The sequence below is a fragment of the Limnobaculum parvum genome (assembly GCF_003096015.2).
In the GTDB taxonomy this organism is placed as follows: Bacteria; Pseudomonadota; Gammaproteobacteria; order Enterobacterales; family Enterobacteriaceae; genus Limnobaculum; species Limnobaculum parvum.
In genome coordinates, this window is sequence record NZ_CP029185.2 from 1,453,167 (window position 1) to 1,476,727 (window position 23,561).

The window sequence follows — 23,561 nt, forward strand, 5'->3', positions numbered from 1 at the left end:
GATAACCCGAATGAACAATAACAGGGATGTTTTACCAGTATCGACTCGTCGTCGCGTACTGAGCTATTTGATAAGTGTGCTGCTGTGTGTTCAGCCAATGGCACCGGCACTGGCGGCGGGCGTTCAGGTCGCTTCGGGCAATACCTCAACGGATAGCGCGGCTAACGGCGTACCGGTGGTGAATATCGCCACGCCAAACGGTGCGGGTGTGTCGCATAACCAATATCAACAGTTCAACGTTGGCAAAGAAGGGCTGATTTTAAACAATGCCACCGAGGCATTAAATCAGACTCAACTGGGTGGACTGATTCAAAATAACCCGAACCTGAAAGCTGGGCGGGAAGCCAATGCCATTATCAATGAAGTGGTGGGGGCGAATCGCTCACAGCTTCAGGGCTATACCGAAGTGGCGGGTAAACAGGCCAATGTGATGGTCGCCAACCCGTATGGCATTAGCTGTAGCGGCTGTGGTTTTATCAATACGCCCAACGTCACCTTAACCACCGGTAAACCGGTGCTGGACGCACAGGGGAATGTGCAGGCGCTGGACGTCAGCAAAGGCACCATTACCATTGACGGTCAGGGGCTGGATGCGAGCAACAGCAGTTCGCTGGCGATTATCTCCCGCGCCACGGAAGTCAATGCGGCGGTATACGCAAAAGATTTAAGCGTTGTCAGCGGCAGCAACCGCGTGGGCAGCGACGGCAGCATCACGCCGATTGCCGGGGAAGAGGCGGCACCGAGGGTAGCGATTGATACCGGGGCCTTAGGGGGCATGTACGCCAACCGTATTCATATGGTATCCAGTGAGAAGGGGGTCGGGGTTAACCTGGGCAACCTGAATGCCCGACAGGGCGATATCCAACTGGATGCGAACGGAAAACTGACGCTGAATAACACCCTGTCGCAGGGTAAGCTGACGGTTCAGGCGGATGAGCTGGCGCTACAGGGCAATCATAAAGCCAACGGCGATATTCGTTTAAACAGTCGGGGCGACATGCAGGTGAGCGACGGGGTCGTGGCCTCCGGAGCCAATGTCAGCTTAGACAGTCAGGGAAAACTGAGCATCAACCACAGCAGCGTGGCGGCGGGTGTTGATGGGCAGGGCGTTGCCGGGCGCAACGGCAACTTATCCCTGAAAGCCAAGCATCAGCAGTGGCAGGGGAGCAACCTGACCGGCGCTGACGTCACGGTGACCAGTGAACAATTACTCCAACAAGACGGCGGCTCTCGCCTATTAGGCACCCAACACATCGACCTGAACGGCGGCCAACTGGTCTTAGAGGGCGGGGTCAGTGCGGGAACCGGATTAAGCCTGCAAGCGGATTCTCTTCAACTGGGCAGCGGCGCACAGCTTTTCGCCCAACAGGATATGGCGCTCAATTCTCTGGGGTATATCGACAACCAAGGTGAAATTAACGCCGGTAGCGTGTTGAATTTACGCACCGGGGCGCTAACCAACGCCGGCACGCTGAATGCCAACGGCGATAGCCAACTGAACGTGGTCACGCTGGATAACCGAGGCTTTATTCAATCGGTGGGTGAGCAGCGCGTGTTGAGCGAACAGGTCAACAACAGCGGTACCCTACAGTCTGGCGGTAATATGCGGATTCAGGCTAACGGGGTAACCAACACCGGGAAGGTGGGTTCTCAACAACACCTCAGTGTCACCGCGCGCGACTGGCTGAATGTCGGCAGCACCGGTACGCTGATGGCGAATCTGAATAGCGATATCGCCACTGCCTCGTTGAGTAACGCCGGGGCGATACAGGCGTTGGGTGAACAGCGTCTGACGGCGGCTAAACTGACCAATCAGGGGACGGTGCAGTCCGGCGGCAATCTCGTGATTCAGTCGGATGAAATCACGAATGCGGGCAAGATGGGTAGCCAAGGGTCATTAAGCCTGACGGCCCGTGACTGGCTGAACGTTGAGCGTTCCGGCGTGTTATTTAGTCGCGGTGAAAGCCAGTTAACCCTTGGGGCGCTCAATAACGCCGGTATTATTCAGGCGCTGGGCGACCAACGTGTATCTGCGACGCAGTTGAATAACAGCGGTTCGTTGCAGTCAGGGCGTCAGCTTACGGTAAGCGCTCAGGATATCAACCTCACCGGCACGCTGGGTGCTGGGCAGGGTCTGGCTGTCACGGCGAGCAATGGGCTGAATGTGGGGCAATCGGGCAGTGTAATCAGCGAGGGCGACCTGTCGGTTAACGCCGCCCAATTGCAGTTTGACGGTGCGGCCAGCGCGTTGGGGGCGCTGACGTTCAATGCCACCGGGTTAAGCACAGGGCAAAACAGCCGTTTACTCAGCGAACAACATATTGGGTTGATGGCATCCAGCATGCAGTTAGCCGGGCTGATGGCATCGCAGGGCAGCCTCTCACTGGACGCCGCGCAACTGACATCGTTAATCGGCTCACAGGTTCAGGCTAAAGGGGAGATCGGCATTATTGCGCGCCAGAACAGTGAACTGGACGGGGTGTATGCCACGCAGGGCAACCTGACGCTGACGACGCAGGCGCTTAATCTGCAAGGGACGCTGGCAGCGCAACAGCATATCCGGCTGGATGCGGGGCAGTTCTCGAATCAGGGGCTGGTGCAGGCCGACGAGATTCAGATTCAGGGGCAATACCTGAACAATACCGGCACCCTGCTGGCGATGAGCCAGCTGTTACTGGATGTTGGGCAAACGGATAACCAAAGCAGTGGTAAATTGTTCAGTGCAGGCCATCTGGCCCTGAACGGCAATGGGCTAAACCAGCAGGGGCAGATAATTGCGCTGGGCGATATTGATATTGTCGTGAGGCAAGACCTGACCCAGAACGGCACCCTCGCCGCGGGCGGCCTGTTATCGCTGAACAGCGAGGGGGCGATAACGCAAAATGGCACCCTACAAGGGAACGGCATCACCCTGAACAGCGGGGGCGCGTTGGTGAATAACGGCAGCCTGACCGCCGGGCGTGACCGTGTGTCGCTGAATGCGGCTGATATCACACTGGCGAGCGGCAGCAGCCTTCAGGCCGGTGGCGATGTTGAAATAACCAGCCAAAATTCCATTGCCCACAACGGCTTTACCGGCACGGCAGGCAATTTACGCCTGAGCGCGGTGAACAATATCACCAACAGTTCGCTGCTGTATGCGGCGGGGGATATGCGCCTGTTTGCTGACAACATCAGCAACCTGAAGGGCGATATTCTGGCAGGCAACAGCCTGTGGATGCAGAAGGACGCGGCGGGGAATGCCAATAGTCTGGTGTTGAACCGGTCGGGGACGATTGAGACGCATGATGGTGATATTACGATCAATACGGCGTACTTGCTGAATGAACGGGATGGGTTGACTGTTACGCAGACTGAACAGGATTTAATGAGTGAATATGATTGGTTAACAGGGGTGGATGCGAAGGTTCCGTTTAGTGAGTTAAAGTGGGGAGAGTATGGCTTTTATTCTACTTATCAGTGCGTACAAGATAGTGGAGCGAATGGTGGTGGTTGTAGCACTATTATTAACTATTACAGTTATACATCCCAAGAATATGTCAGCAAAAAAATTCCTACTTATATTTCGACCATAGGTGTTACCAGCAACGGACAATCTGCCAGAATAGCTTCAGGGCGTGATTTATTTATTTCAGCGGGTGAATTGCAGAACCGTGCCAGTGACATTCTGACCACCCGCGATGCGTTTTTGTCGGGTAGTACGTTTAATAATCAGTCATGGTTTGCCGGAACTGAAACACAATATCAAAACTATGAATCTCAATCTTTGGAACCTGCCCCTGATTTATTGTCTGAACAGCCATCCGTAATCCTCCATCCTATTGAAAAAAATATTGTTGCAGATAGGGGAATTGATTACAGCTGGTATTACAAATACTATGGGAACCAAATAAAGAAAAATGATCGATATATTTATTACAAAGCCACTGGTGAAAAATTCTTCGAGCGTTCCGACGATTCCGAACTCTACCGTTCCACCATCCAAGCCGGTGGTAATTTGTATGCTTCCTTTGATAACGATATCAGCAATACCACCACGGTCGCCAATGCGGGCAATATCAGTCATAGCCTGAACGCACCCACGCTCAACGTGCTGGAGGCGTATTCGATACCGGGAAATGACAATGGCCTGTTTGTCACCAATCCTGATTTTGGTCGGTTAGACCTGATTAACGCCGGTGGCGATGCTAACGGCATGTACCTTATTACCACCAACCCGAAGCTCAACGGGCTGGGCGTACTTAATGACGGGCTGTTTAACGATTTGTACGCCATGCTGGGCCGACACCCTGGGCAGTCGCCACGTGAAACCGACAGCCGGTTTACCGATAAAAATAAATTTTTAGGCTCGGCCTATTTTCTTGACCGTTTAGGCTTACACCCTGATTTCAATTACCGTTTTCTGGGTGATGCCGCTTTTGATACCCGCTATATCAGCGATGCCATGCTAAAGCAGACCGGTAGCCGTTACATCAACGGTGTCGGTTCCGATTTGTCACAAATGCAGTATCTGATTGATAACGCAGCACAGGCCTACGGCTCGCTGGGGTTAACCTTTGGGATAAGCCTGACGACAGAACAGATTGCCCGATTGGACAAGAGCATTGTTTGGTGGGAGCCGGTGACCGTTCAGGGCCACACCGTTCTGGCACCCAAACTCTATCTGGCTAAAAACGATGTTACTGCGGTTTCAGGCAGCGTGATTAAAGGCGGGCATGTTGAGCTGGAAGCGGGGCGCTTAATCAACAGCAACGGTAGCCTGTTGGCGGATAACTCCCTGTTTATCGACAGTTGGAGCACCATTGACAATATCAACGCCGGGCAAATAAAAGCCGGTGGCTTCCTCGGCATGACGGCGATGGACGATATCCGCAATATTGGTTCCACCATTCGTGGTCAGCAGGTGGCGCTGGACAGTATTGATGGCAGTATTGTTAACCGTACCGAGACCCAACAGTGGGATGTATCCGGTAAAGTGGATGATGGTTGGTATGGGAGACAACAGACGCGAGCCTACTCAACAACGGAAGTGGGTGACATTGCCTCTATTCAGTCTGAAAAGGGAATGAGCCTGAGTGCGGGTAAGAATATCGATTTAATTGCCTCAGAGGTAATCAGCGAAAAAGGCCCTCTGTTACTCAATGCTGGGCAGGATATCAATATACAGACGGCTCATCAGAAGGAGTCGGTACAGGTTGGTAAAAACAAAACCGAAGCGGAAGGTGCTATTCGTAGCACCGTGGAGAGCGGCGGTAGCCTCAGTATCGCGGCTGGCCGTGATATCAACGCTCAGGCTGCCGAAATCATTGCGGAAGATTCGGTTGCACTGGCCGCCGGTCGTGACGTTAATCTGACCACGGCAGAAAGTCGCGTTTATCAGGAAACTCACGGTAAACGTTCCAAGAACATTGATGAATCTGTTCGTCAGCAAGGCACCGAAATCGTCAGCGGTGGAAACGTTCAAATTGTGGCGGGTCACGATGCTAACTTAAACGCTGCTGACGTTCAGGCCGATGGAAATCTGGGCGTGTATGCCGGTAACGATATTAACGTCACCAGCGCCACCGAAAGCGATTACCATTTTGCCGAAAAGACCACGGTGAAGAAAAAGACGTTCTCCAAAAAGACCACCCACACCGTTGAGCAGGACTATGCCACTCACGAAAAGGGTGCATTGTTAAGTGGAGATAAAGTCACACTGTCAGCGGGTCATGATTTGAACGTGGAAGGCTCTTCTGTTGCCGGAGAAGGTAACGTGGTGCTGGCCGCCGGTCATAATGTGAATGTGGTTGCCGCAACCGAGGAACAATCCACCTATCGCCTGAAGGAAGTGAAGAAGAGCGGCATGATGAGTAACGGCAGTCTGGGGGTGACCATTGGTTCCCAGTCGAGCAAGTCTACTTATGATGGTGCTGAAGTTACTCAGAGTGATGCCCGTAGCCTGATAGGGACCTCGGGGGGTAACGTAATTATCTCTGCCGGAAACACGGCGACTGTCAGCGGCAGCGATATTGTTGCCGGGCGCGCCATCGGTGATACCACCCGCGCGACAGGCCATATCGACATAACCGCTCAGGATATCGTGATTAAACCGGGGCGCGATGTGGTGGATGAGAAGACCACGCAATCTTCAAAAAGCAGTGGCTTCGGTATTACCCTTTCGGACCCACTAATCAATACTGTCCGTAACTTGAGAGATATTAATAACTCAAAAGAAAGTAACACCGAAAAGGTGAAGCAGACGCTGAATGAAGCCGGTGCTACGGTAGCCGATTGGTTTTCTCCCGCGCAATTATTACCGGTTAACTATGGGCGTTCTTCCAGCTACAGTGAAATCACCACACACGGGGAATACCAAAGCGGTAGCAGCTTAAGTGCGGCAGGCAATATTCAATTGAATGCCACGGGTAACGGCACGCGCACCGCAGACGGTAAATTGACGAACGGTGATGTCACGATTGCTGGCAGCCGATTGGGTGCCGGTGAATCCATCATTATTGATGCCCGTCGTGATGTGGTGATTGCCCCTTCAACGGACAGCCAGAACAGCACCAGTCAATCAAAAAGCAGCAGTTGGAGCGTGACGGATGCGATGCCAACGGCGGGCTCGGTGATTCGCGGGATTGGCGGTGGGCCAAATCATGGGCCTAGCGTATTACCGTTTAGTTATGACAAGTCACAACGCGAAGGCGACAAGCAGGTTACCGCTCAAAACCCGTCGGTTCTGACCGGTCAAGATATCTATATCAACAGCAAAGAAGGCAGTATTGATATTGCTGGCAGTGCCCTGACCTCGGTTAATGATTTGATGTTGGTGGCTAAACAGGGGGATATCAGGGTTAGTTCAGGCAGCAATACGGTACGTGAATATGAGCGAGGTAGTAACACGACCGTTGGTGCGTTAGGCGGTGATGGCTATAGCGGAACCGTGGGGTGGCGCAAGGAGAATTACTCTAAGCTGGATGAAAGCACGCAGCAAGGCACGGTTCGCAGCCAGATTACCAGCGGTAGCGGCAGTGTAACGCTACAGGCGGGTCAGGACGTGGTGTTGAACGGAGCCGATGTCAGCGCCGGTAAGTCGATTAACCTGAGTGGTAAAAACGTGCTGATGGATGTCAGTGAAGACAGTTCACTGCATGAATATAGCTCTAGCTCAACGCAGTACGGTGTGACGGCTTCCACGTCAGGGTATGCGGTGGCGGCGGCGCAGGCGATAGAGAAGGCGACCCGGTCAGCGGAAGAGGGACAAGACCCGCGCCTGACGGCGATTTATGGCGCACAGGCCGCGCTGAACATTGGCTCCCAGACAATACAGTCTGATATGAATCCGTCGGCGGTGAAGGTGACGGTAAGTGTCTCTGCGGGCAATTCAAAGCAGCAAGAGACGTATGAGAGCCAGCAGCAGCAGGGAAGCACCCTGAAAGCGGGAGAGACGGTTAATATCAACGCCAAGGAAGATATTCTCGGTAAGGGCGTGGATATTCAGGGCAAGAACGTCATTCTCAACGCGGGTCAGGACATCGTACTGACGGCGGCGCAGGATAAAGACAAGCTGGAGAGCAGCCATTCAGGCAGCCAACAGAGTATCGGTATTGGCGCGGGGGTGGGCGGCACGCAGAATGGTTTTACCATTGAGGTGGGCGCGAGCCAGTACCAAGGTAAAGAGAATGGCAGTTCGCTGGTTAACCACAACAGTCAGATTCATGCGGATGAAACATTAAGTCTAACCAGCGGTCGGGATACGACCCTTCAGGGGGCGGAAGTTTACGGCGACCGGGTGATAGCGAACGTGGGGCGCGACCTGACGATTAGCAGTTTGCAGGACAATGCTGAGTATGACAGCAAGCAAAGCGCCAGTGGTTTCAGTGCCAGTATTTGTATTCCGCCACTTTGTTGGGGTGCGCCGGGTGGTCAGGGCAGTGTCAATGCCAGCGGTGAGAAAATCACCAATGATTATGATGCGGTACGTGACCAGAGCGGTATTTTCGCGGGTTCCGGTGGTTTTGATATCAATGTGGGCAATCACACGCAGTTAGACGGTGCGGTGATTGCGTCTGAAGCGGATGCGGATAAAAACCGCCTTAGCACCGGGACTCTGGGCTGGACGGACATAGAGAATCGAGCCGAGTCGGAAGGTAAGCAGTACGCGGTAAACCTGTCGGCGGGCACCAGCTATGATAAGAAGAGCGATAGCTATACCCCTTACGCGCCGGCCATGCCATCCCCGTCGATAGGTAAAGTTTCGGAGAAAGACAGCAGCACCACCCACAGCGCTATCGCGATGGGGGATATCGTTATTCGCGATAAGGATAATCAACAGCAGAATCTTGCTGACCTGAGCCGTGATACGGATAACGCTCACCGTGCGTTAGACAACAACTTTGATAAGGATAAGATTCAAGACCAACTGAGTATCCAGAAGGAAGCGGTTGCTTTGGGAACTCAGGCGATGGATGCCTATAAGCAAAGTAAGCTGAACGAGGCTAAAGAACAGGTTCGGACTGAAATGGCAGCCAACGGCGAGCTGAATGGCCTGTCTGAGGCGCAAATCAAAGAGAAGATTATTAACTCAGAGCAGTATCAGAACGTTGATAAACAGTATGGTGTTGGCAGTGAGTTCTGGACGCACAGCTCGGCGGCAACCGGGTTATTGGCTGGCATATTAGGCGGTAATGTTACCGGCGGTATTGCGGCGGGTTCCGCGCCGTATATGGCTGCGTTGGTTAAAGATGCGACCAGCGGTGAAGGGAACGAGGGCGCACGTGAAGCGGCGCGAGTTGCATTGCATGCCATTGTCTCTGGCGCACTGGCTTCCGCTCAGGGGGCTAACCCGGGCGCTGCGGCCGCAGGTGGTCTGGTCGCGGCAGCGAGTTCGGATACCTTGGCGATGGCGTTCTACGGTAAGAAAGCCTCGGATTTGGTTGGCGAAGAGAAGATGCTCATCAGTAATCTGGTGGTGATGCTAGGCTCTGCGGCTGGCGGCGCAGCCGGTGGTGATGGATTATCGATTGCTAGCGGGGGGAATGCGGCGCGGGTTGAGGTTGAGAATAATGCGCTGTCACCTTCAAAAAATGAAGCGTTGATGAAAGCATTGGACGATCAGAAAGCGGGCAATAACCTGCTGGAAGCCTCACAAAATATCGTCAGACTCACCAATGAAGACAGAGCCAATAATATTCTGCTAGATAAATATCAGAAAGGCCAACTGAGCGAGGGTGAAAAGCAAGAGCTTGCTGGCCAGCTTGATCAATATGGGCTTGAGTTACAAATACTTTATGGCTATTCATCGCAGCGGGCTGCCGAGGCGGTACAGGCACTTGTTAGTGGGCAAGCGTTTGTGGCGGCGGCGGCTGATGCCAAAGCGTATAACGAGGCTCTTAGTTACCTGAAGGGAGCGGCCGATCAGTATGGTCAGGCGGCGGTGGGAACGGATGCATTACTCGCGCTGCCGGGCACGCCGGGAATAATTGCACGAAGAGCCTTGCAAATTGGCGGAGCTTATCAGACCGGAACGGGTATTGGTCAGGCAATTGATGGTAAGTATGGGGAAGGTGCGCTTAATATTGGTCTGGGAACAGCAGCGATATCTGGTGGTCTGGCTAGTCAGAATATTATTAGTAAAGCTGAGAATGCGTTAACTAAAGGGCAAGTGACTTATGAGTTTGGTGCGAAGCCAAATGGCAACGAGTTAAGGGCCGGAAATATATTTAGTGAATTGGGTTATGACGTTACGCATAAGGTCACTGCATCTGATCTAGGTATTCAGGGTGTTAAAACTCAGGATCTTTGGGTGGGTGGTTTTGGTAAGGTTGATGTTTACACGCCAGATAAGTTGGAAGTAGTACCTATTCTTCGAATGATTGAAAAGAAAAATAGACAGACAAACGCAGTCTATATCCAAGCTGATTTATCTACTAAAGATATTCAAGAGATAGTATCTAGAACATGGGGAAAACCATCTACGAAAAATATAAATACTTTATTTTTCCAAGATACTAATGGACAAGTGATTAAATTTGAACGTCCGAAAATAGGGGGTAAATAATGCCAAAATTTGCTTGTCGATGTGGGTGTGTAATGAACTTATCTACAGGATGGAGTGATTGTGAGTTATCACTTGTACCTGAGAATATTATTGAAGAGTTAATTGTTTCGCTTGATAAAGAAAATGGGTTATCAGCAGAACAATTTGTCGAGAAAATAGATTCAAAAAGTATAGAAGTATTACGTTGCCCACAATGTAATCGATTATGGTTAGAAAATGAGGATGGATCTTATAACTCGTATATAAAAGAAACTGAGTAGCAGCAAAGCTCCCGGCCATCAGGCCGGGATAGTTTTATCTGTAGTTCACTCAGTCACAGGTCGGATAATCAGTTGCCCGTGCTCTACGGCGATGGTAACCGGTGTGCCGGTGTTGAACCCGGCCTCTTCAAGCCAGTGGCCCTTCAGGTGCAGGCTAGGTGCGTGGTTGTAATATGTAGTCATGTGTGTGGCCCGTCTTTCGTGGCGGCGGTTGATGTAACCCACCTTAAGCTGTCGCTGTGCTTTGGAAATCTCTGGATCTGAAATACAATCGTGTTCAGCCATGAATCAACTCCTTGCTAGTTGGTTGTGGTTAGCGGGGTTGAGGTGTTAGAGCACTTCATCCCCGCGTTAAATACTGACTCCTTAATCCTTTTCTTTCGTAGCGGTCTTGCTTACGCGTTCAACCGTCTGTGTTACCTGACTTTTTACAATCATTGCATCCAGCACGGCTTTAGTAGTCTGTTGGTCTTCAGCAGACATAGCGGCCACTGCCTCAAAGCGCAGCTTCATATCATCTTCCGGCTCACGTTCACCGGGTTCAAATAGCAAAAAATCAGATGTGACATGCAGCACAACGGCCAGCTTCTTTAATGCATCGGCAGTAGGTAAAGAGCTACCCGCTTCGTAGCGTTTTATCTGTTGTACGTGAATGCCTGTAGCATCAGATAAGCCTTGTTGTGTAAATCCGCGCTGCTTACGTAGCTCAACAACCCGTTGTGAAAAGCTCATGGAGGTTAACCAATAATGAATGTTGACCATGATAATAACCTCCTCCTTTTAGTTGACTTGCTAAAAGTATATTATATGATACCTTAAAAGTACATTAAATATATCTTGACGGGTTTTTACAGGAGCGATGGTATGGGAAGAATGACCCCGGAAGAACTGGAACGGCTGAAGCATGATGTCTCATTGCTGGCGCTGGTTGAATCACAGGGCCTTAAGCTGAAGCGTCAGGGGCCGGATAGTCTCGCCTGCCTGTGCCCGTTCCATCGGGAGAAAACCCCATCCTGCGTTATCACCCCGTCAAAAAACCTGTATCACTGCTTCGGTTGCAATGCAGGCGGGTCGGTACTGGACTGGCTGCAACACACGGAACGGCTGAGGTATCCGCAAGCGCTGGTACGGTTACGGGAGCTGGCCGGAATGTCTTCTTCAACTGCCGGTGCTGTGGCTCCTTCTTCTTCGCCGGTTCCTGCTCGCACCAAACTGACTGACCTGGATGATGATGGTCAGGCGCTGCTGAATCAGGTGGTGGACTTCTATCATAAAAATCTGCTTGAGAGCCCGGAGGCTCAGGAGTGGTTAGTTCGCCGTGGCCTGAATCATCCTGAACTGGTGAGCCACTTTAAACTGGGGTTCGCCGGGTTGCATGGTGTGTCCGGTGAGGCCGGGATATTGCCGTCTTCGGCCAGTAAGGAAGGACGTTCGCTGCGCGACAAGCTGGCCGGGCTGGGTGTGCTGCGGACCACGACCAAGCAAGACCACTTCCGGGGTTGCGTGGTGATGCCGGTGGTCGGCTGGTCGGGTTCATCCAATGTGGCGCACCGTGGGCGGGTGTTGCAGTTGTACGGCAGACGCACGCAGCCGGACTACAAGATAATCAAAGGCAATCCGAAGCATCTGTATCTGCCATCACCGCTATGTGGCGTATGGAACGAGGAAGCGCTGAAAGCCTCGTCTGAAATCATCCTGTGTGAAGCGTTAATCGATGCGATGACGTTCTGGTGTGCGGGGTTCCGCAATGTTACAGCGGCCTATGGTTGCAACGGCTTCACGGCAGACCATCTGAGTGCGTTGCAGTACCACGGTGTAAAACGGGTACTGATTGCCTATGACCGTGACGAAGCCGGTGATAAGGGCGCTGAAGCGGTGGCGGCCGAACTGCTTGAAAGTGGCATAGAGGCATGGCGGGTACGGTTCCCTGCTGGAATGGATGCCAATGAGTTCGCGACTTCCAGCGGTAATCCTGAGTCGTCGTTGGGTCTGGCACTGCAACAGGCAGCATGGATGGGTAAAGGAACGGGGCCCGGCGCGGTGTTCAGTCATGAAACCGTTGTAGAAAACGGTGTAACCGGCTCTTCCTTAGCTGCCCCGGCACCGGTGGTTGATGTGGTGCCGTGCGAACAGACCCGCACCGGCGAACTGCTGTTACGCAGTGGCCCTCGGGTGTGGCGGGTGCGAGGCTGGCAGAAGAACAGCGTCAGTGAGGTGATGAAGGTCAGCGTACAGGTACGTGATGAAACCAGCGGTGCGTTCCATGTAGACAGTCTGGATATGTACAGCTCCCGTCATCGTCAGGGTTATATCAGCGCGGCAGCCGGTGAGCTTGAGTGTGAGCCTTCGGTGATTAAACGTGAATGTGGCCGGGTGCTGCTGATGCTGGAGCAGAGGCAGGATGAGGTTCGTCAGGCCACAGAAGCCGCGCCGACAGCGGTCACCGTATCCGCCGACGATGAAGCCGCAGCGCTTGAACTGCTGAAGTCCCCTGAGCTGGCTGAACGGGTGGTGAATGACCTGGCTTCGTGTGGGGTGGTGGGTGAGAGTACCAATCTGCTGACTGGTTATCTGGCGGCGACTTCACGCAAGTTAGATAAGCCTCTCGCTGTGTTAATCCAGTCATCGTCTGCGGCCGGTAAATCCTCGCTGATGGATGCGGTGCTGGGTCTGATGCCGGAAGAGGAGCGTATCCAGTACTCTGCCATGACCGGCCAGAGCCTTTACTACCTCGGTGAAACCAGCCTTCAGCACAAGATACTGGCGATAGCGGAAGAAGAAGGCGTTCGGCAGGCAGCCTATGCGTTGAAGCTGTTGCAGTCAGACGGTGAACTGAAGATAGCCTCCACCGGCAAAAATGAACAGAGCGGCGAACTGGTGACGCGAGAGTACAAGGTACAGGGGCCAGTAATGCTGATGCTGACCACCACGGCCATCGACGTGGATGAAGAGCTGTTAAACCGTTGTCTGGTGCTGACGGTGAACGAGAGCCGGGAACAGACGCAGGCTATCCATGCCCTTCAGCGCCATAATCAAACCCTGGAAGGGCTGCTAGCTGAAAGTGAAAAAGGCTACCTCACCAGACTGCATCAAAACGCCCAACGACTGCTGCGACCGCTGAAGGTGGTCAATCCGTTCGCCCATCAACTGACCTTCCTGTCAGACAAAACCCGCACCCGCAGAGACCATATGAAGTACCTCACCCTTATCCAGTCAATCGCGTTGCTGCATCAGTACCAGCGAAAAGTGAAGCGGGTGGAGCACCGGGGCCAGTGGCTGGAGTATATCGAAGTAGAGAAAAGCGATATCGAGCTGGCTAACCGGTTATCGCATGAGGTGTTAGGGCGAACGCTGGATGAGATGCCGCCACAAACCCGGCGGCTACTGATGTTGCTGAAGGGCTGGGTGGGTGAAACGGCAGAACGGCAGTCACTGAAAGCGGAAGAGGTTCGCTTCAGCCGCCGCGATGTTCGGGCGGCATTGGGGTGGGGCGATACGCAACTGAAGATACATCTGGCCCGGCTGCTGGAAATGGAATACCTGCTGCTGTACCGGCGTGGGCTGACCTATGAATATACGCTGCTGTGGGACGGAGAGGATAACGGCGGAACTCATCTGTGCGGGTTGCTGGATACGGGCAATGATAATCGGTCGGGGTGTGAGTCAGACCGGTCGGATAATGATGAAGCTCAGTCGGCCCCCGGTCGGGCTGTGGTCGGGGGTCAGTCGGTGGGTCAAAAAGAGGCTTCGGGTCAGGCAGGAGAAGGGGTTGACGCTGAACCGGTCGGGGTTAATGAAAACGCAGTAACAAGAAGAAAAAATAAAAAGATGCACTCCCCACTGCCTGTATCTGATGAAGTGAATCATGGTTAACCGCAAACCCCGCGCTGACAGTCTGCTGACGGTCGAACAGGTGTATCGTCAGCCCATCGGTCCGGCACATAACCCGAAAAGCCTGTATGCGTTGTTGCTGCGCTTCGTGAAGTGGCGCAGAGAGCGTAACTGGTCAGAGACCACGCTGAAGGTACAGACGCATCACAGCTACCGCTTCATCCTGTGGGCCAGCGAACGAGGTATCAGCTATGCCAGTGAAGTGACCCGTCCGGTACTGGAACGATACCAGCGCTATCTACATCAGTACCGCAAGAAGAACGGGGAACCCTTATCAACCCGGACACAGCGCACGGCGCTTCAGCCGCTTCAGGTGTGGTTCCGCTGGATGGCGAAGCAAAACCTGATACTGGCGAATCCGGCGGCAGACCTTGAGCTGCCGAGACTGGAAAAACGGTTGCCGCGAACCATCCTGAGTGTGGAAGACGTGGAGCAGGTGTTGAGCCTGCCGGACTTAACCACGGCGCAGGGTATCCGTGACCGGGCGTTAATGGAGCTGTTGTGGTCAACGGGTATCAGAAGGAGCGAAGCGGCAGGGCTTGAGGTGTACAGTGTGGATGGCAGCCGTAAGACGGTAACGGTGGTTCAGGGCAAGGGAAAGAAAGACCGGGTTATCCCGATAGGAGAAAGGGCGTTGTGGTGGGTGCAGTACTGGCTGCATCAGGTACGGCCGGAACTGATGGTTAAACCGGATATCAAAGCGCTGTTCGTGGCGATGGATGGTGTGGCGGGACTGGGGCCGAACGGTATCACCAATGCGGTCAGCGCGTATATCAAAGCCTCTGGTATCGCGAAGTGGGGAAGCTGTCACCTGTTCCGCCATGCGATGGCCACCCAAATGTTAGAGAACGGTGCCGATCTGCGCTGGATACAGGCGATGCTGGGTCATGCGAGTGTTGAATCAACGCAAATCTATACGCAGGTGAGCATCCGGGCGTTAGCGGCGGTGCATGCCAGTACCCATCCGGCAGAAAAAACACTTCAAAGAGAGACTAAAAATAATGATGAAGATAAATGAGTTAAATATGTGACGTAAATCGACTTCCTAAAACTAATAGGCTTGAAAACAAAAATAATGAATCCATATGAATAAAAGGCACATTAATAAAAGGGATATTGTATGTCGTTCATATTAGTAAAAAATAAAAACAATACCACTGGTAAAACGCTTCCAACAGGTTATACAAGTTGGCTCGATTTTTGGGAGAAGAGTAAAAGAAAGAAAGCGTTAGTATGTGAAAGAATGCTTTGTAAAAATACTGCCGAAGTTGGTGGGCATGTTATTAAATCAGGAGAAGGAAATAAGGAGTACATACTTCCCCTATGTAAGGACTGTAACCACACGTCAAACATAGAAGAGTTCAAGGCGTGGGAGTCCGATCTGATAGCAGTGAAGAACTAGCAAGTTCTTTTATAGCCTGCTTAGACCATAAAGGCAAAAGGCGTGCATCCCTGCACACCTCTTGCCCCCGACCTTCAGTGTCAGCGGCGGTACGTGGGGGCTGTCCGGGGCTGAACCACGGAGTTCTCTGTGATAACGGTTCCCGGCCATCCCCCACTCAACATAATGTGGCATTAACCGTACCAGCCCCTGACGGTCTGGTACGGTTAACACACATTATGTCAGCGCCGTTCAGCTCAGGGCGCTTCGCGTCTTATATAGCTTCACGGTGCGGCTTGCCGCCGCTTATCGGCATCTTGGTTCAGCGTGGCGCGCCGGTTCCCGCCGCTGTTGGCTGCATCACCCACGCCCACCACCGCAGTCGCCAACGTCCTGTTGGCTCCAAGGGCCAAGTTCAACAACGCTAAAGGCATGTCGGCCGTTGGCCTCCGCTGTTTATTACCCCCGGCCCACCCAGCTACGTCTGGTTAAACAGGCTCGCACTGCGTTGCTCGTTCCCTGTTTAACCAGCCTTCGCCCCATCCGGCCCCCACGGGGGCCTCCCTGTTAAAGCTTTATAAGCGGGGTCTACCACCCCGCGCCCCGGTCAACCGGCGCCAGTCCCGCAGCAAGCTGCGAAACCGTCACCGGTTCTGGTCTGGCAGGTTACGGGGGAGGTTCAGCAAAAAAGGTCAAAACCGGTAATGGCAGCGGCTAACGCCGCTGTTGTGATGTGGCGTTGGTTGCTCTTTAACAGTTCCGGGGTGGTGCCTTATCGGGCCAAAAAAGCGCGTCTGGGCTTGTGTGTCCGGGTATCAAAACGCACAAGCAAAAATCGGTTGTAACTGGCTGACATCACAGGGAAAAGTGGTGTTCGAAGAGTAAGTTCATGTCGGGCTGAGTTGTTGTTGAGAATAATGCGCTGTCACCTTCAAAAAATGAAGCGTTGATGAAAGCATTGGACGATCAGAAAGCGGGCAATAACCTGCTGGAAGCCTCACAAAATATCGTCAGACTCACCAATGAAGACAGAGCCAATAATATTCTGCTAGATAAATATCAGAAAGGCCAACTGAGCGAGGGTGAAAAGCAAGAGCTTGCTGGCCAGCTTGATCAATATGGGCTTGAGTTACAAATACTTTATGGCTATTCATCGCAGCGGGCTGCCGAGGCGGTACAGGCACTTGTTAGTGGGCAAGCGTTTGTGGCGGCGGCGGCTGATGCCAAAGCGTATAACGAGGCTCTTAGTTACCTGAAGGGAGCGGCCGATCAGTATGGTCAGGCGGCGGTGGGAACGGATGCATTACTCGCGCTGCCGGGCACGCCGGGAATAATTGCACGAAGAGCCTTGCAAATTGGCGGAGCTTATCAGACCGGAACGGGTATTGGTCAGGCAATTGATGGTAAGTATGGGGAAGGTGCGCTTAATATTGGTCTGGGAACAGCAGCGATATCTGGTGGTCTGGCTAGTCAGAATATTATTAGTAAAGCTGAGAATGCGTTAACTAAAGGGCAAGTGACTTATGAGTTTGGTGCGAAGCCAAATGGCAACGAGTTAAGGGCCGGAAATATATTTAGTGAATTGGGTTATGACGTTACGCATAAGGTCACTGCATCTGATCTAGGTATTCAGGGTGTTAAAACTCAGGATCTTTGGGTGGGTGGTTTTGGTAAGGTTGATGTTTACACGCCAGATAAGTTGGAAGTAGTACCTATTCTTCGAATGATTGAAAAGAAAAATAGACAGACAAACGCAGTCTATATCCAAGCTGATTTATCTACTAAAGATATTCAAGAGATAGTATCTAGAACATGGGGAAAACCATCTACGAAAAATATAAATACTTTATTTTTCCAAGATACTAATGGACAAGTGATTAAATTTGAACGTCCGAAAATAGGGGGTAAATAATGCCAAAATTTGCTTGTCGATGTGGGTGTGTAATGAACTTATCTACAGGATGGAGTGATTGTGAGTTATCACTTGTACCTGAGAATATTATTGAAGAGTTAATTGTTTCGCTTGATAAAGAAAATGGGTTATCAGCAGAACAATTTGTCGAGAAAATAGATTCAAAAAGTATAGAAGTATTACGTTGCCCACAATGTAATCGATTATGGTTAGAAAATGAGGATGGATCTTATAACTCGTATATAAAAGAAACTGAGTAGCAGCAAAGCTCCCGGCCATCAGGCCGGGATAGTTTTATCTGTAGTTCACTCAGTCACAGGTCGGATAATCAGTTGCCCGTGCTCTACGGCGATGGTAACCGGTGTGCCGGTGTTGAACCCGGCCTCTTCAAGCCAGTGGCCCTTCAGGTGCAGGCTAGGTGCGTGGTTGTAATATGTAGTCATGTGTGTGGCCCGTCTTTCGTGGCGGCGGTTGATGTAACCCACCTTAAGCTGTCGCTGTGCTTTGGAAATCTCTGGATCTGAAATACAATCGTGTTCAGCCATGAATCAACTCCTTGCTAGTTGGTTGTGGTTAGCGGGGTTGAGGTGTTAGAGCACTTCATCCCCGCGTTAAATACTGACTCCTTAATCCTTTTCTTTCGTAGCGGTCTTGCTTACGCGTTCAACCGTCTGTGTTACCTGACTTTTTACAATCATTGCATCCAGCACGGCTTTAGTAGTCTGTTGGTCTTCAGCAGACATAGCGGCCACTGCCTCAAAGCGCAGCTTCATATCATCTTCCGGCTCACGTTCACCGGGTTCAAATAGCAAAAAATCAGATGTGACATGCAGCACAACGGCCAGCTTCTTTAATGCATCGGCAGTAGGTAAAGAGCTACCCGCTTCGTAGCGTTTTATCTGTTGTACGTGAATGCCTGTAGCATCAGATAAGCCTTGTTGTGTAAATCCGCGCTGCTTACGTAGCTCAACAACCCGTTGTGAAAAGCTCATGGAGGTTAACCAATAATGAATGTTGACCATGATAATAACCTCCTCCTTTTAGTTGACTTGCTAAAAGTATATTATATGATACCTTAAAAGTACATTAAATATATCTTGACGGGTTTTTACAGGAGCGATGGTATGGGAAGAATGACCCCGGAAGAACTGGAACGGCTGAAGCATGATGTCTCATTGCTGGCGCTGGTTGAATCACAGGGCCTTAAGCTGAAGCGTCAGGGGCCGGATAGTCTCGCCTGCCTGTGCCCGTTCCATCGGGAGAAAACCCCATCCTGCGTTATCACCCCGTCAAAAAACCTGTATCACTGCTTCGGTTGCAATGCAGGCGGGTCGGTACTGGACTGGCTGCAACACACGGAACGGCTGAGGTATCCGCAAGCGCTGGTACGGTTACGGGAGCTGGCCGGAATGTCTTCTTCAACTGCCGGTGCTGTGGCTCCTTCTTCTTCGCCGGTTCCTGCTCGCACCAAACTGACTGACCTGGATGATGATGGTCAGGCGCTGCTGAATCAGGTGGTGGACTTCTATCATAAAAATCTGCTTGAGAGCCCGGAGGCTCAGGAGTGGTTAGTTCGCCGTGGCCTGAATCATCCTGAACTGGTGAGCCACTTTAAACTGGGGTTCGCCGGGTTGCATGGTGTGTCCGGTGAGGCCGGGATATTGCCGTCTTCGGCCAGTAAGGAAGGACGTTCGCTGCGCGACAAGCTGGCCGGGCTGGGTGTGCTGCGGACCACGACCAAGCAAGACCACTTCCGGGGTTGCGTGGTGATGCCGGTGGTCGGCTGGTCGGGTTCATCCAATGTGGCGCACCGTGGGCGGGTGTTGCAGTTGTACGGCAGACGCACGCAGCCGGACTACAAGATAATCAAAGGCAATCCGAAGCATCTGTATCTGCCATCACCGCTATGTGGCGTATGGAACGAGGAAGCGCTGAAAGCCTCGTCTGAAATCATCCTGTGTGAAGCGTTAATCGATGCGATGACGTTCTGGTGTGCGGGGTTCCGCAATGTTACAGCGGCCTATGGTTGCAACGGCTTCACGGCAGACCATCTGAGTGCGTTGCAGTACCACGGTGTAAAACGGGTACTGATTGCCTATGACCGTGACGAAGCCGGTGATAAGGGCGCTGAAGCGGTGGCGGCCGAACTGCTTGAAAGTGGCATAGAGGCATGGCGGGTACGGTTCCCTGCTGGAATGGATGCCAATGAGTTCGCGACTTCCAGCGGTAATCCTGAGTCGTCGTTGGGTCTGGCACTGCAACAGGCAGCATGGATGGGTAAAGGAACGGGGCCCGGCGCGGTGTTCAGTCATGAAACCGTTGTAGAAAACGGTGTAACCGGCTCTTCCTTAGCTGCCCCGGCACCGGTGGTTGATGTGGTGCCGTGCGAACAGACCCGCACCGGCGAACTGCTGTTACGCAGTGGCCCTCGGGTGTGGCGGGTGCGAGGCTGGCAGAAGAACAGCGTCAGTGAGGTGATGAAGGTCAGCGTACAGGTACGTGATGAAACCAGCGGTGCGTTCCATGTAGACAGTCTGGATATGTACAGCTCCCGTCATCGTCAGGGTTATATCAGCGCGGCAGCCGGTGAGCTTGAGTGTGAGCCTTCGGTGATTAAACGTGAATGTGGCCGGGTGCTGCTGATGCTGGAGCAGAGGCAGGATGAGGTTCGTCAGGCCACAGAAGCCGCGCCGACAGCGGTCACCGTATCCGCCGACGATGAAGCCGCAGCGCTTGAACTGCTGAAGTCCCCTGAGCTGGCTGAACGGGTGGTGAATGACCTGGCTTCGTGTGGGGTGGTGGGTGAGAGTACCAATCTGCTGACTGGTTATCTGGCGGCGACTTCACGCAAGTTAGATAAGCCTCTCGCTGTGTTAATCCAGTCATCGTCTGCGGCCGGTAAATCCTCGCTGATGGATGCGGTGCTGGGTCTGATGCCGGAAGAGGAGCGTATCCAGTACTCTGCCATGACCGGCCAGAGCCTTTACTACCTCGGTGAAACCAGCCTTCAGCACAAGATACTGGCGATAGCGGAAGAAGAAGGCGTTCGGCAGGCAGCCTATGCGTTGAAGCTGTTGCAGTCAGACGGTGAACTGAAGATAGCCTCCACCGGCAAAAATGAACAGAGCGGCGAACTGGTGACGCGAGAGTACAAGGTACAGGGGCCAGTAATGCTGATGCTGACCACCACGGCCATCGACGTGGATGAAGAGCTGTTAAACCGTTGTCTGGTGCTGACGGTGAACGAGAGCCGGGAACAGACGCAGGCTATCCATGCCCTTCAGCGCCATAATCAAACCCTGGAAGGGCTGCTAGCTGAAAGTGAAAAAGGCTACCTCACCAGACTGCATCAAAACGCCCAACGACTGCTGCGACCGCTGAAGGTGGTCAATCCGTTCGCCCATCAACTGACCTTCCTGTCAGACAAAACCCGCACCCGCAGAGACCATATGAAGTACCTCACCCTTATCCAGTCAATCGCGTTGCTGCATCAGTACCAGCGAAAAGTGAAGCGGGTGGAGCACCGGGGCCAGTGGCTGGAGTATATCGAAGTAGAGAAAAGCGATATCGAGCTGGCTAACCGGTTATCGCATGAGGTGTTAGGGCGAACGCTGGATGAGATGCCGCCACAAACCCGGCGGCTACTGATGTTGCTGAAGGGCTGGGTGGGTGAAACGGCAGAACGGCAGTCACTGAAAGCGGAAGAGGTTCGCTTCAGCCGCCGCGATGTTCGGGCGGCATTGGGGTGGGGCGATACGCAACTGAAGATACATCTGGCCCGGCTGCTGGAAATGGAATACCTGCTGCTGTACCGGCGTGGGCTGACCTATGAATATACGCTGCTGTGGGACGGAGAGGATAACGGCGGAACTCATCTGTGCGGGTTGCTGGATACGGGCAATGATAATCGGTCGGGGTGTGAGTCAGACCGGTCGGATAATGATGAAGCTCAGTCGGCCCCCGGTCGGGCTGTGGTCGGGGGTCAGTCGGTGGGTCAAAAAGAGGCTTCGGGTCAGGCAGGAGAAGGGGTTGACGCTGAACCGGTCGGGGTTAATGAAAACGCAGTAACAAGAAGAAAAAATAAAAAGATGCACTCCCCACTGCCTGTATCTGATGAAGTGAATCATGGTTAACCGCAAACCCCGCGCTGACAGTCTGCTGACGGTCGAACAGGTGTATCGTCAGCCCATCGGTCCGGCACATAACCCGAAAAGCCTGTATGCGTTGTTGCTGCGCTTCGTGAAGTGGCGCAGAGAGCGTAACTGGTCAGAGACCACGCTGAAGGTACAGACGCATCACAGCTACCGCTTCATCCTGTGGGCCAGCGAACGAGGTATCAGCTATGCCAGTGAAGTGACCCGTCCGGTACTGGAACGATACCAGCGCTATCTACATCAGTACCGCAAGAAGAACGGGGAACCCTTATCAACCCGGACACAGCGCACGGCGCTTCAGCCGCTTCAGGTGTGGTTCCGCTGGATGGCGAAGCAAAACCTGATACTGGCGAATCCGGCGGCAGACCTTGAGCTGCCGAGACTGGAAAAACGGTTGCCGCGAACCATCCTGAGTGTGGAAGACGTGGAGCAGGTGTTGAGCCTGCCGGACTTAACCACGGCGCAGGGTATCCGTGACCGGGCGTTAATGGAGCTGTTGTGGTCAACGGGTATCAGAAGGAGCGAAGCGGCAGGGCTTGAGGTGTACAGTGTGGATGGCAGCCGTAAGACGGTAACGGTGGTTCAGGGCAAGGGAAAGAAAGACCGGGTTATCCCGATAGGAGAAAGGGCGTTGTGGTGGGTGCAGTACTGGCTGCATCAGGTACGGCCGGAACTGATGGTTAAACCGGATATCAAAGCGCTGTTCGTGGCGATGGATGGTGTGGCGGGACTGGGGCCGAACGGTATCACCAATGCGGTCAGCGCGTATATCAAAGCCTCTGGTATCGCGAAGTGGGGAAGCTGTCACCTGTTCCGCCATGCGATGGCCACCCAAATGTTAGAGAACGGTGCCGATCTGCGCTGGATACAGGCGATGCTGGGTCATGCGAGTGTTGAATCAACGCAAATCTATACGCAGGTGAGCATCCGGGCGTTAGCGGCGGTGCATGCCAGTACCCATCCGGCAGAAAAAACACTTCAAAGAGAGACTAAAAATAATGATGAAGATAAATGAGTTAAATATGTGACGTAAATCGACTTCCTAAAACTAATAGGCTTGAAAACAAAAATAATGAATCCATATGAATAAAAGGCACATTAATAAAAGGGATATTGTATGTCGTTCATATTAGTAAAAAATAAAAACAATACCACTGGTAAAACGCTTCCAACAGGTTATACAAGTTGGCTCGATTTTTGGGAGAAGAGTAAAAGAAAGAAAGCGTTAGTATGTGAAAGAATGCTTTGTAAAAATACTGCCGAAGTTGGTGGGCATGTTATTAAATCAGGAGAAGGAAATAAGGAGTACATACTTCCCCTATGTAAGGACTGTAACCACACGTCAAACATAGAAGAGTTCAAGGCGTGGGAGTCCGATCTGATAGCAGTGAAGAACTAGCAAGTTCTTTTATAGCCTGCTTAGACCATAAAGGCAAAAGGCGTGCATCCCTGCACACCTCTTGCCCCCGACCTTCAGTGTCAGCGGCGGTACGTGGGGGCTGTCCGGGGCTGAACCACGGAGTTCTCTGTGATAACGGTTCCCGGCCATCCCCCACTCAACATAATGTGGCATTAACCGTACCAGCCCCTGACGGTCTGGTACGGTTAACACACATTATGTCAGCGCCGTTCAGCTCAGGGCGCTTCGCGTCTTATATAGCTTCACGGTGCGGCTTGCCGCCGCTTATCGGCATCTTGGTTCAGCGTGGCGCGCCGGTTCCCGCCGCTGTTGGCTGCATCACCCACGCCCACCACCGCAGTCGCCAACGTCCTGTTGGCTCCAAGGGCCAAGTTCAACAACGCTAAAGGCATGTCGGCCGTTGGCCTCCGCTGTTTATTACCCCCGGCCCACCCAGCTACGTCTGGTTAAACAGGCTCGCACTGCGTTGCTCGTTCCCTGTTTAACCAGCCTTCGCCC

The 23,561-nt window shown here is 52.7% G+C and carries 16 protein-coding genes; 10 read left to right on the plus strand and 6 right to left on the minus strand.

Features of this window, described 5'->3' with window-relative positions; all coding sequences use genetic code 11:
• Nucleotides 1–10: 10 nt before the first annotated feature.
• Both HYN51_RS05845 and HYN51_RS05850 read left to right on the plus strand, forming a co-directional pair.
• A complete protein-coding gene (locus tag HYN51_RS05845; RefSeq protein WP_108901971.1) occupies nucleotides 11–10,045 on the plus strand; it encodes a hemagglutinin repeat-containing protein in 10,035 nt (3,344 codons plus the stop codon).
• A complete protein-coding gene (locus HYN51_RS05850; protein WP_108901972.1) occupies nucleotides 10,045–10,305 on the plus strand; it encodes a hypothetical protein in 261 nt (86 codons plus the stop codon). The genes HYN51_RS05845 and HYN51_RS05850 overlap by 1 nt, the downstream gene beginning before the upstream one ends.
• 45 nt (nucleotides 10,306–10,350) lie before the next feature.
• On the opposite strand, the gene HYN51_RS16560 is transcribed toward HYN51_RS05850, so the two are convergent.
• Together HYN51_RS16560 and HYN51_RS05860 are read right to left on the minus strand one after the other, a co-directional pair.
• On the minus strand, nucleotides 10,351–10,488 hold the full coding sequence (locus HYN51_RS16560; protein WP_230514027.1) for a SymE family type I addiction module toxin: 138 nt from the start codon (nucleotides 10,486–10,488) through the stop codon (nucleotides 10,351–10,353).
• A gap of 183 nt (nucleotides 10,489–10,671) precedes the next feature.
• Entirely contained in the window at nucleotides 10,672–11,037 is a 366-nt protein-coding gene (locus HYN51_RS05860) for a helix-turn-helix domain-containing protein (protein WP_329958629.1), read from the minus strand.
• A 132-nt stretch (nucleotides 11,038–11,169) separates the two neighbouring features.
• Between HYN51_RS05860 and HYN51_RS05865 the strand changes: the two genes are divergently transcribed.
• The 3 genes from HYN51_RS05865 (at nucleotide 11,170) to HYN51_RS05875 (ending at nucleotide 15,598) form a co-directional block, all read left to right on the plus strand.
• Entirely contained in the window at nucleotides 11,170–14,178 is a 3,009-nt protein-coding gene (locus tag HYN51_RS05865; protein ID WP_108901975.1) for a CHC2 zinc finger domain-containing protein, read from the plus strand.
• The gene (gene xerC / locus HYN51_RS05870; protein ID WP_108901976.1) at nucleotides 14,171–15,214 is read left to right on the plus strand and encodes a site-specific tyrosine recombinase XerC; all 1,044 of its coding nucleotides are present in this window, start codon (nucleotides 14,171–14,173) and stop codon (nucleotides 15,212–15,214) included. The genes HYN51_RS05865 and xerC (HYN51_RS05870) overlap by 8 nt, the downstream gene beginning before the upstream one ends.
• A 102-nt stretch (nucleotides 15,215–15,316) precedes the next feature.
• Nucleotides 15,317–15,598 (plus strand): hypothetical protein, encoded by a 282-nt coding sequence (locus HYN51_RS05875; RefSeq protein WP_108899168.1) that lies wholly within the window; start codon nucleotides 15,317–15,319, stop codon nucleotides 15,596–15,598.
• A 263-nt stretch (nucleotides 15,599–15,861) separates the two neighbouring features.
• On the opposite strand, the gene HYN51_RS16290 is transcribed toward HYN51_RS05875, so the two are convergent.
• Nucleotides 15,862–16,011: a hypothetical protein gene (locus HYN51_RS16290; protein WP_157952993.1), complete on the minus strand. Its 150-nt coding sequence runs from the start codon at nucleotides 16,009–16,011 to the stop codon at nucleotides 15,862–15,864.
• Between the two features lie 515 nt (nucleotides 16,012–16,526).
• Here HYN51_RS16290 and HYN51_RS05880 point away from each other — a divergent pair.
• Both HYN51_RS05880 and HYN51_RS05885 read left to right on the plus strand, forming a co-directional pair.
• Nucleotides 16,527–17,489 carry a hypothetical protein gene (locus HYN51_RS05880; RefSeq protein WP_108901977.1) on the plus strand — a complete coding sequence of 321 codons (963 nt, stop codon included), beginning with the start codon at nucleotides 16,527–16,529 and terminating at the stop codon, nucleotides 17,487–17,489.
• Nucleotides 17,489–17,749 carry a hypothetical protein gene (locus tag HYN51_RS05885; protein WP_108901972.1) on the plus strand — a complete coding sequence of 87 codons (261 nt, stop codon included), beginning with the start codon at nucleotides 17,489–17,491 and terminating at the stop codon, nucleotides 17,747–17,749. Before HYN51_RS05880 ends, HYN51_RS05885 begins: the two co-directional genes overlap by 1 nt.
• 45 nt (nucleotides 17,750–17,794) lie before the next feature.
• On the opposite strand, the gene HYN51_RS16565 is transcribed toward HYN51_RS05885, so the two are convergent.
• Nucleotides 17,795–17,932, minus strand: coding sequence for a SymE family type I addiction module toxin (locus HYN51_RS16565; RefSeq protein ID WP_230514027.1), 138 nt, complete (start codon nucleotides 17,930–17,932; stop codon nucleotides 17,795–17,797).
• Nucleotides 17,933–18,115: 183 nt separating this feature from the next.
• The gene (locus tag HYN51_RS05895; protein WP_329958629.1) at nucleotides 18,116–18,481 is read right to left on the minus strand and encodes a helix-turn-helix domain-containing protein; all 366 of its coding nucleotides are present in this window, start codon (nucleotides 18,479–18,481) and stop codon (nucleotides 18,116–18,118) included.
• Between the two features lie 132 nt (nucleotides 18,482–18,613).
• Between HYN51_RS05895 and HYN51_RS05900 the strand changes: the two genes are divergently transcribed.
• From HYN51_RS05900 to HYN51_RS05910, 3 genes are all read left to right on the plus strand, one after another.
• Nucleotides 18,614–21,622 (plus strand): CHC2 zinc finger domain-containing protein, encoded by a 3,009-nt coding sequence (locus tag HYN51_RS05900; protein ID WP_108901975.1) that lies wholly within the window; start codon nucleotides 18,614–18,616, stop codon nucleotides 21,620–21,622.
• Nucleotides 21,615–22,658, plus strand: coding sequence for a site-specific tyrosine recombinase XerC (gene xerC, locus HYN51_RS05905; protein ID WP_108901976.1), 1,044 nt, complete (start codon nucleotides 21,615–21,617; stop codon nucleotides 22,656–22,658). The genes HYN51_RS05900 and xerC (HYN51_RS05905) overlap by 8 nt, the downstream gene beginning before the upstream one ends.
• A 102-nt stretch (nucleotides 22,659–22,760) precedes the next feature.
• Nucleotides 22,761–23,042: a hypothetical protein gene (locus HYN51_RS05910; protein WP_108899168.1), complete on the plus strand. Its 282-nt coding sequence runs from the start codon at nucleotides 22,761–22,763 to the stop codon at nucleotides 23,040–23,042.
• 263 nt (nucleotides 23,043–23,305) lie between these two features.
• Here HYN51_RS05910 and HYN51_RS16295 read toward each other — a convergent pair whose 3' ends face one another.
• Nucleotides 23,306–23,455: a hypothetical protein gene (locus HYN51_RS16295; protein ID WP_157952993.1), complete on the minus strand. Its 150-nt coding sequence runs from the start codon at nucleotides 23,453–23,455 to the stop codon at nucleotides 23,306–23,308.
• Between the last annotated feature and the right edge of the window lie 106 nt (nucleotides 23,456–23,561).

Coding starts and splice junctions, on each gene's coding strand:
- HYN51_RS16560 (WP_230514027.1), bottom strand. CDS start 10,488: ATGACTACATATTACAACCACGCACCTAGCCTGCACCTGAAGGGCCAC.
- HYN51_RS05845 (WP_108901971.1), top strand. CDS start 11: ATGAACAATAACAGGGATGTTTTACCAGTATCGACTCGTCGTCGCGTA.
- HYN51_RS05900 (WP_108901975.1), top strand. CDS start 18,614: ATGGGAAGAATGACCCCGGAAGAACTGGAACGGCTGAAGCATGATGTC.
- HYN51_RS05860 (WP_329958629.1), bottom strand. CDS start 11,037: ATGAGCTTTTCACAACGGGTTGTTGAGCTACGTAAGCAGCGCGGATTT.
- HYN51_RS05875 (WP_108899168.1), top strand. CDS start 15,317: ATGTCGTTCATATTAGTAAAAAATAAAAACAATACCACTGGTAAAACG.
- HYN51_RS16565 (WP_230514027.1), bottom strand. CDS start 17,932: ATGACTACATATTACAACCACGCACCTAGCCTGCACCTGAAGGGCCAC.
- HYN51_RS05880 (WP_108901977.1), top strand. CDS start 16,527: ATGAAAGCATTGGACGATCAGAAAGCGGGCAATAACCTGCTGGAAGCC.
- HYN51_RS05850 (WP_108901972.1), top strand. CDS start 10,045: ATGCCAAAATTTGCTTGTCGATGTGGGTGTGTAATGAACTTATCTACA.
- xerC (WP_108901976.1), top strand. CDS start 14,171: ATGGTTAACCGCAAACCCCGCGCTGACAGTCTGCTGACGGTCGAACAG.
- HYN51_RS05910 (WP_108899168.1), top strand. CDS start 22,761: ATGTCGTTCATATTAGTAAAAAATAAAAACAATACCACTGGTAAAACG.
- HYN51_RS05865 (WP_108901975.1), top strand. CDS start 11,170: ATGGGAAGAATGACCCCGGAAGAACTGGAACGGCTGAAGCATGATGTC.
- HYN51_RS05895 (WP_329958629.1), bottom strand. CDS start 18,481: ATGAGCTTTTCACAACGGGTTGTTGAGCTACGTAAGCAGCGCGGATTT.
- xerC (WP_108901976.1), top strand. CDS start 21,615: ATGGTTAACCGCAAACCCCGCGCTGACAGTCTGCTGACGGTCGAACAG.
- HYN51_RS16290 (WP_157952993.1), bottom strand. CDS start 16,011: ATGCCTTTAGCGTTGTTGAACTTGGCCCTTGGAGCCAACAGGACGTTG.
- HYN51_RS16295 (WP_157952993.1), bottom strand. CDS start 23,455: ATGCCTTTAGCGTTGTTGAACTTGGCCCTTGGAGCCAACAGGACGTTG.
- HYN51_RS05885 (WP_108901972.1), top strand. CDS start 17,489: ATGCCAAAATTTGCTTGTCGATGTGGGTGTGTAATGAACTTATCTACA.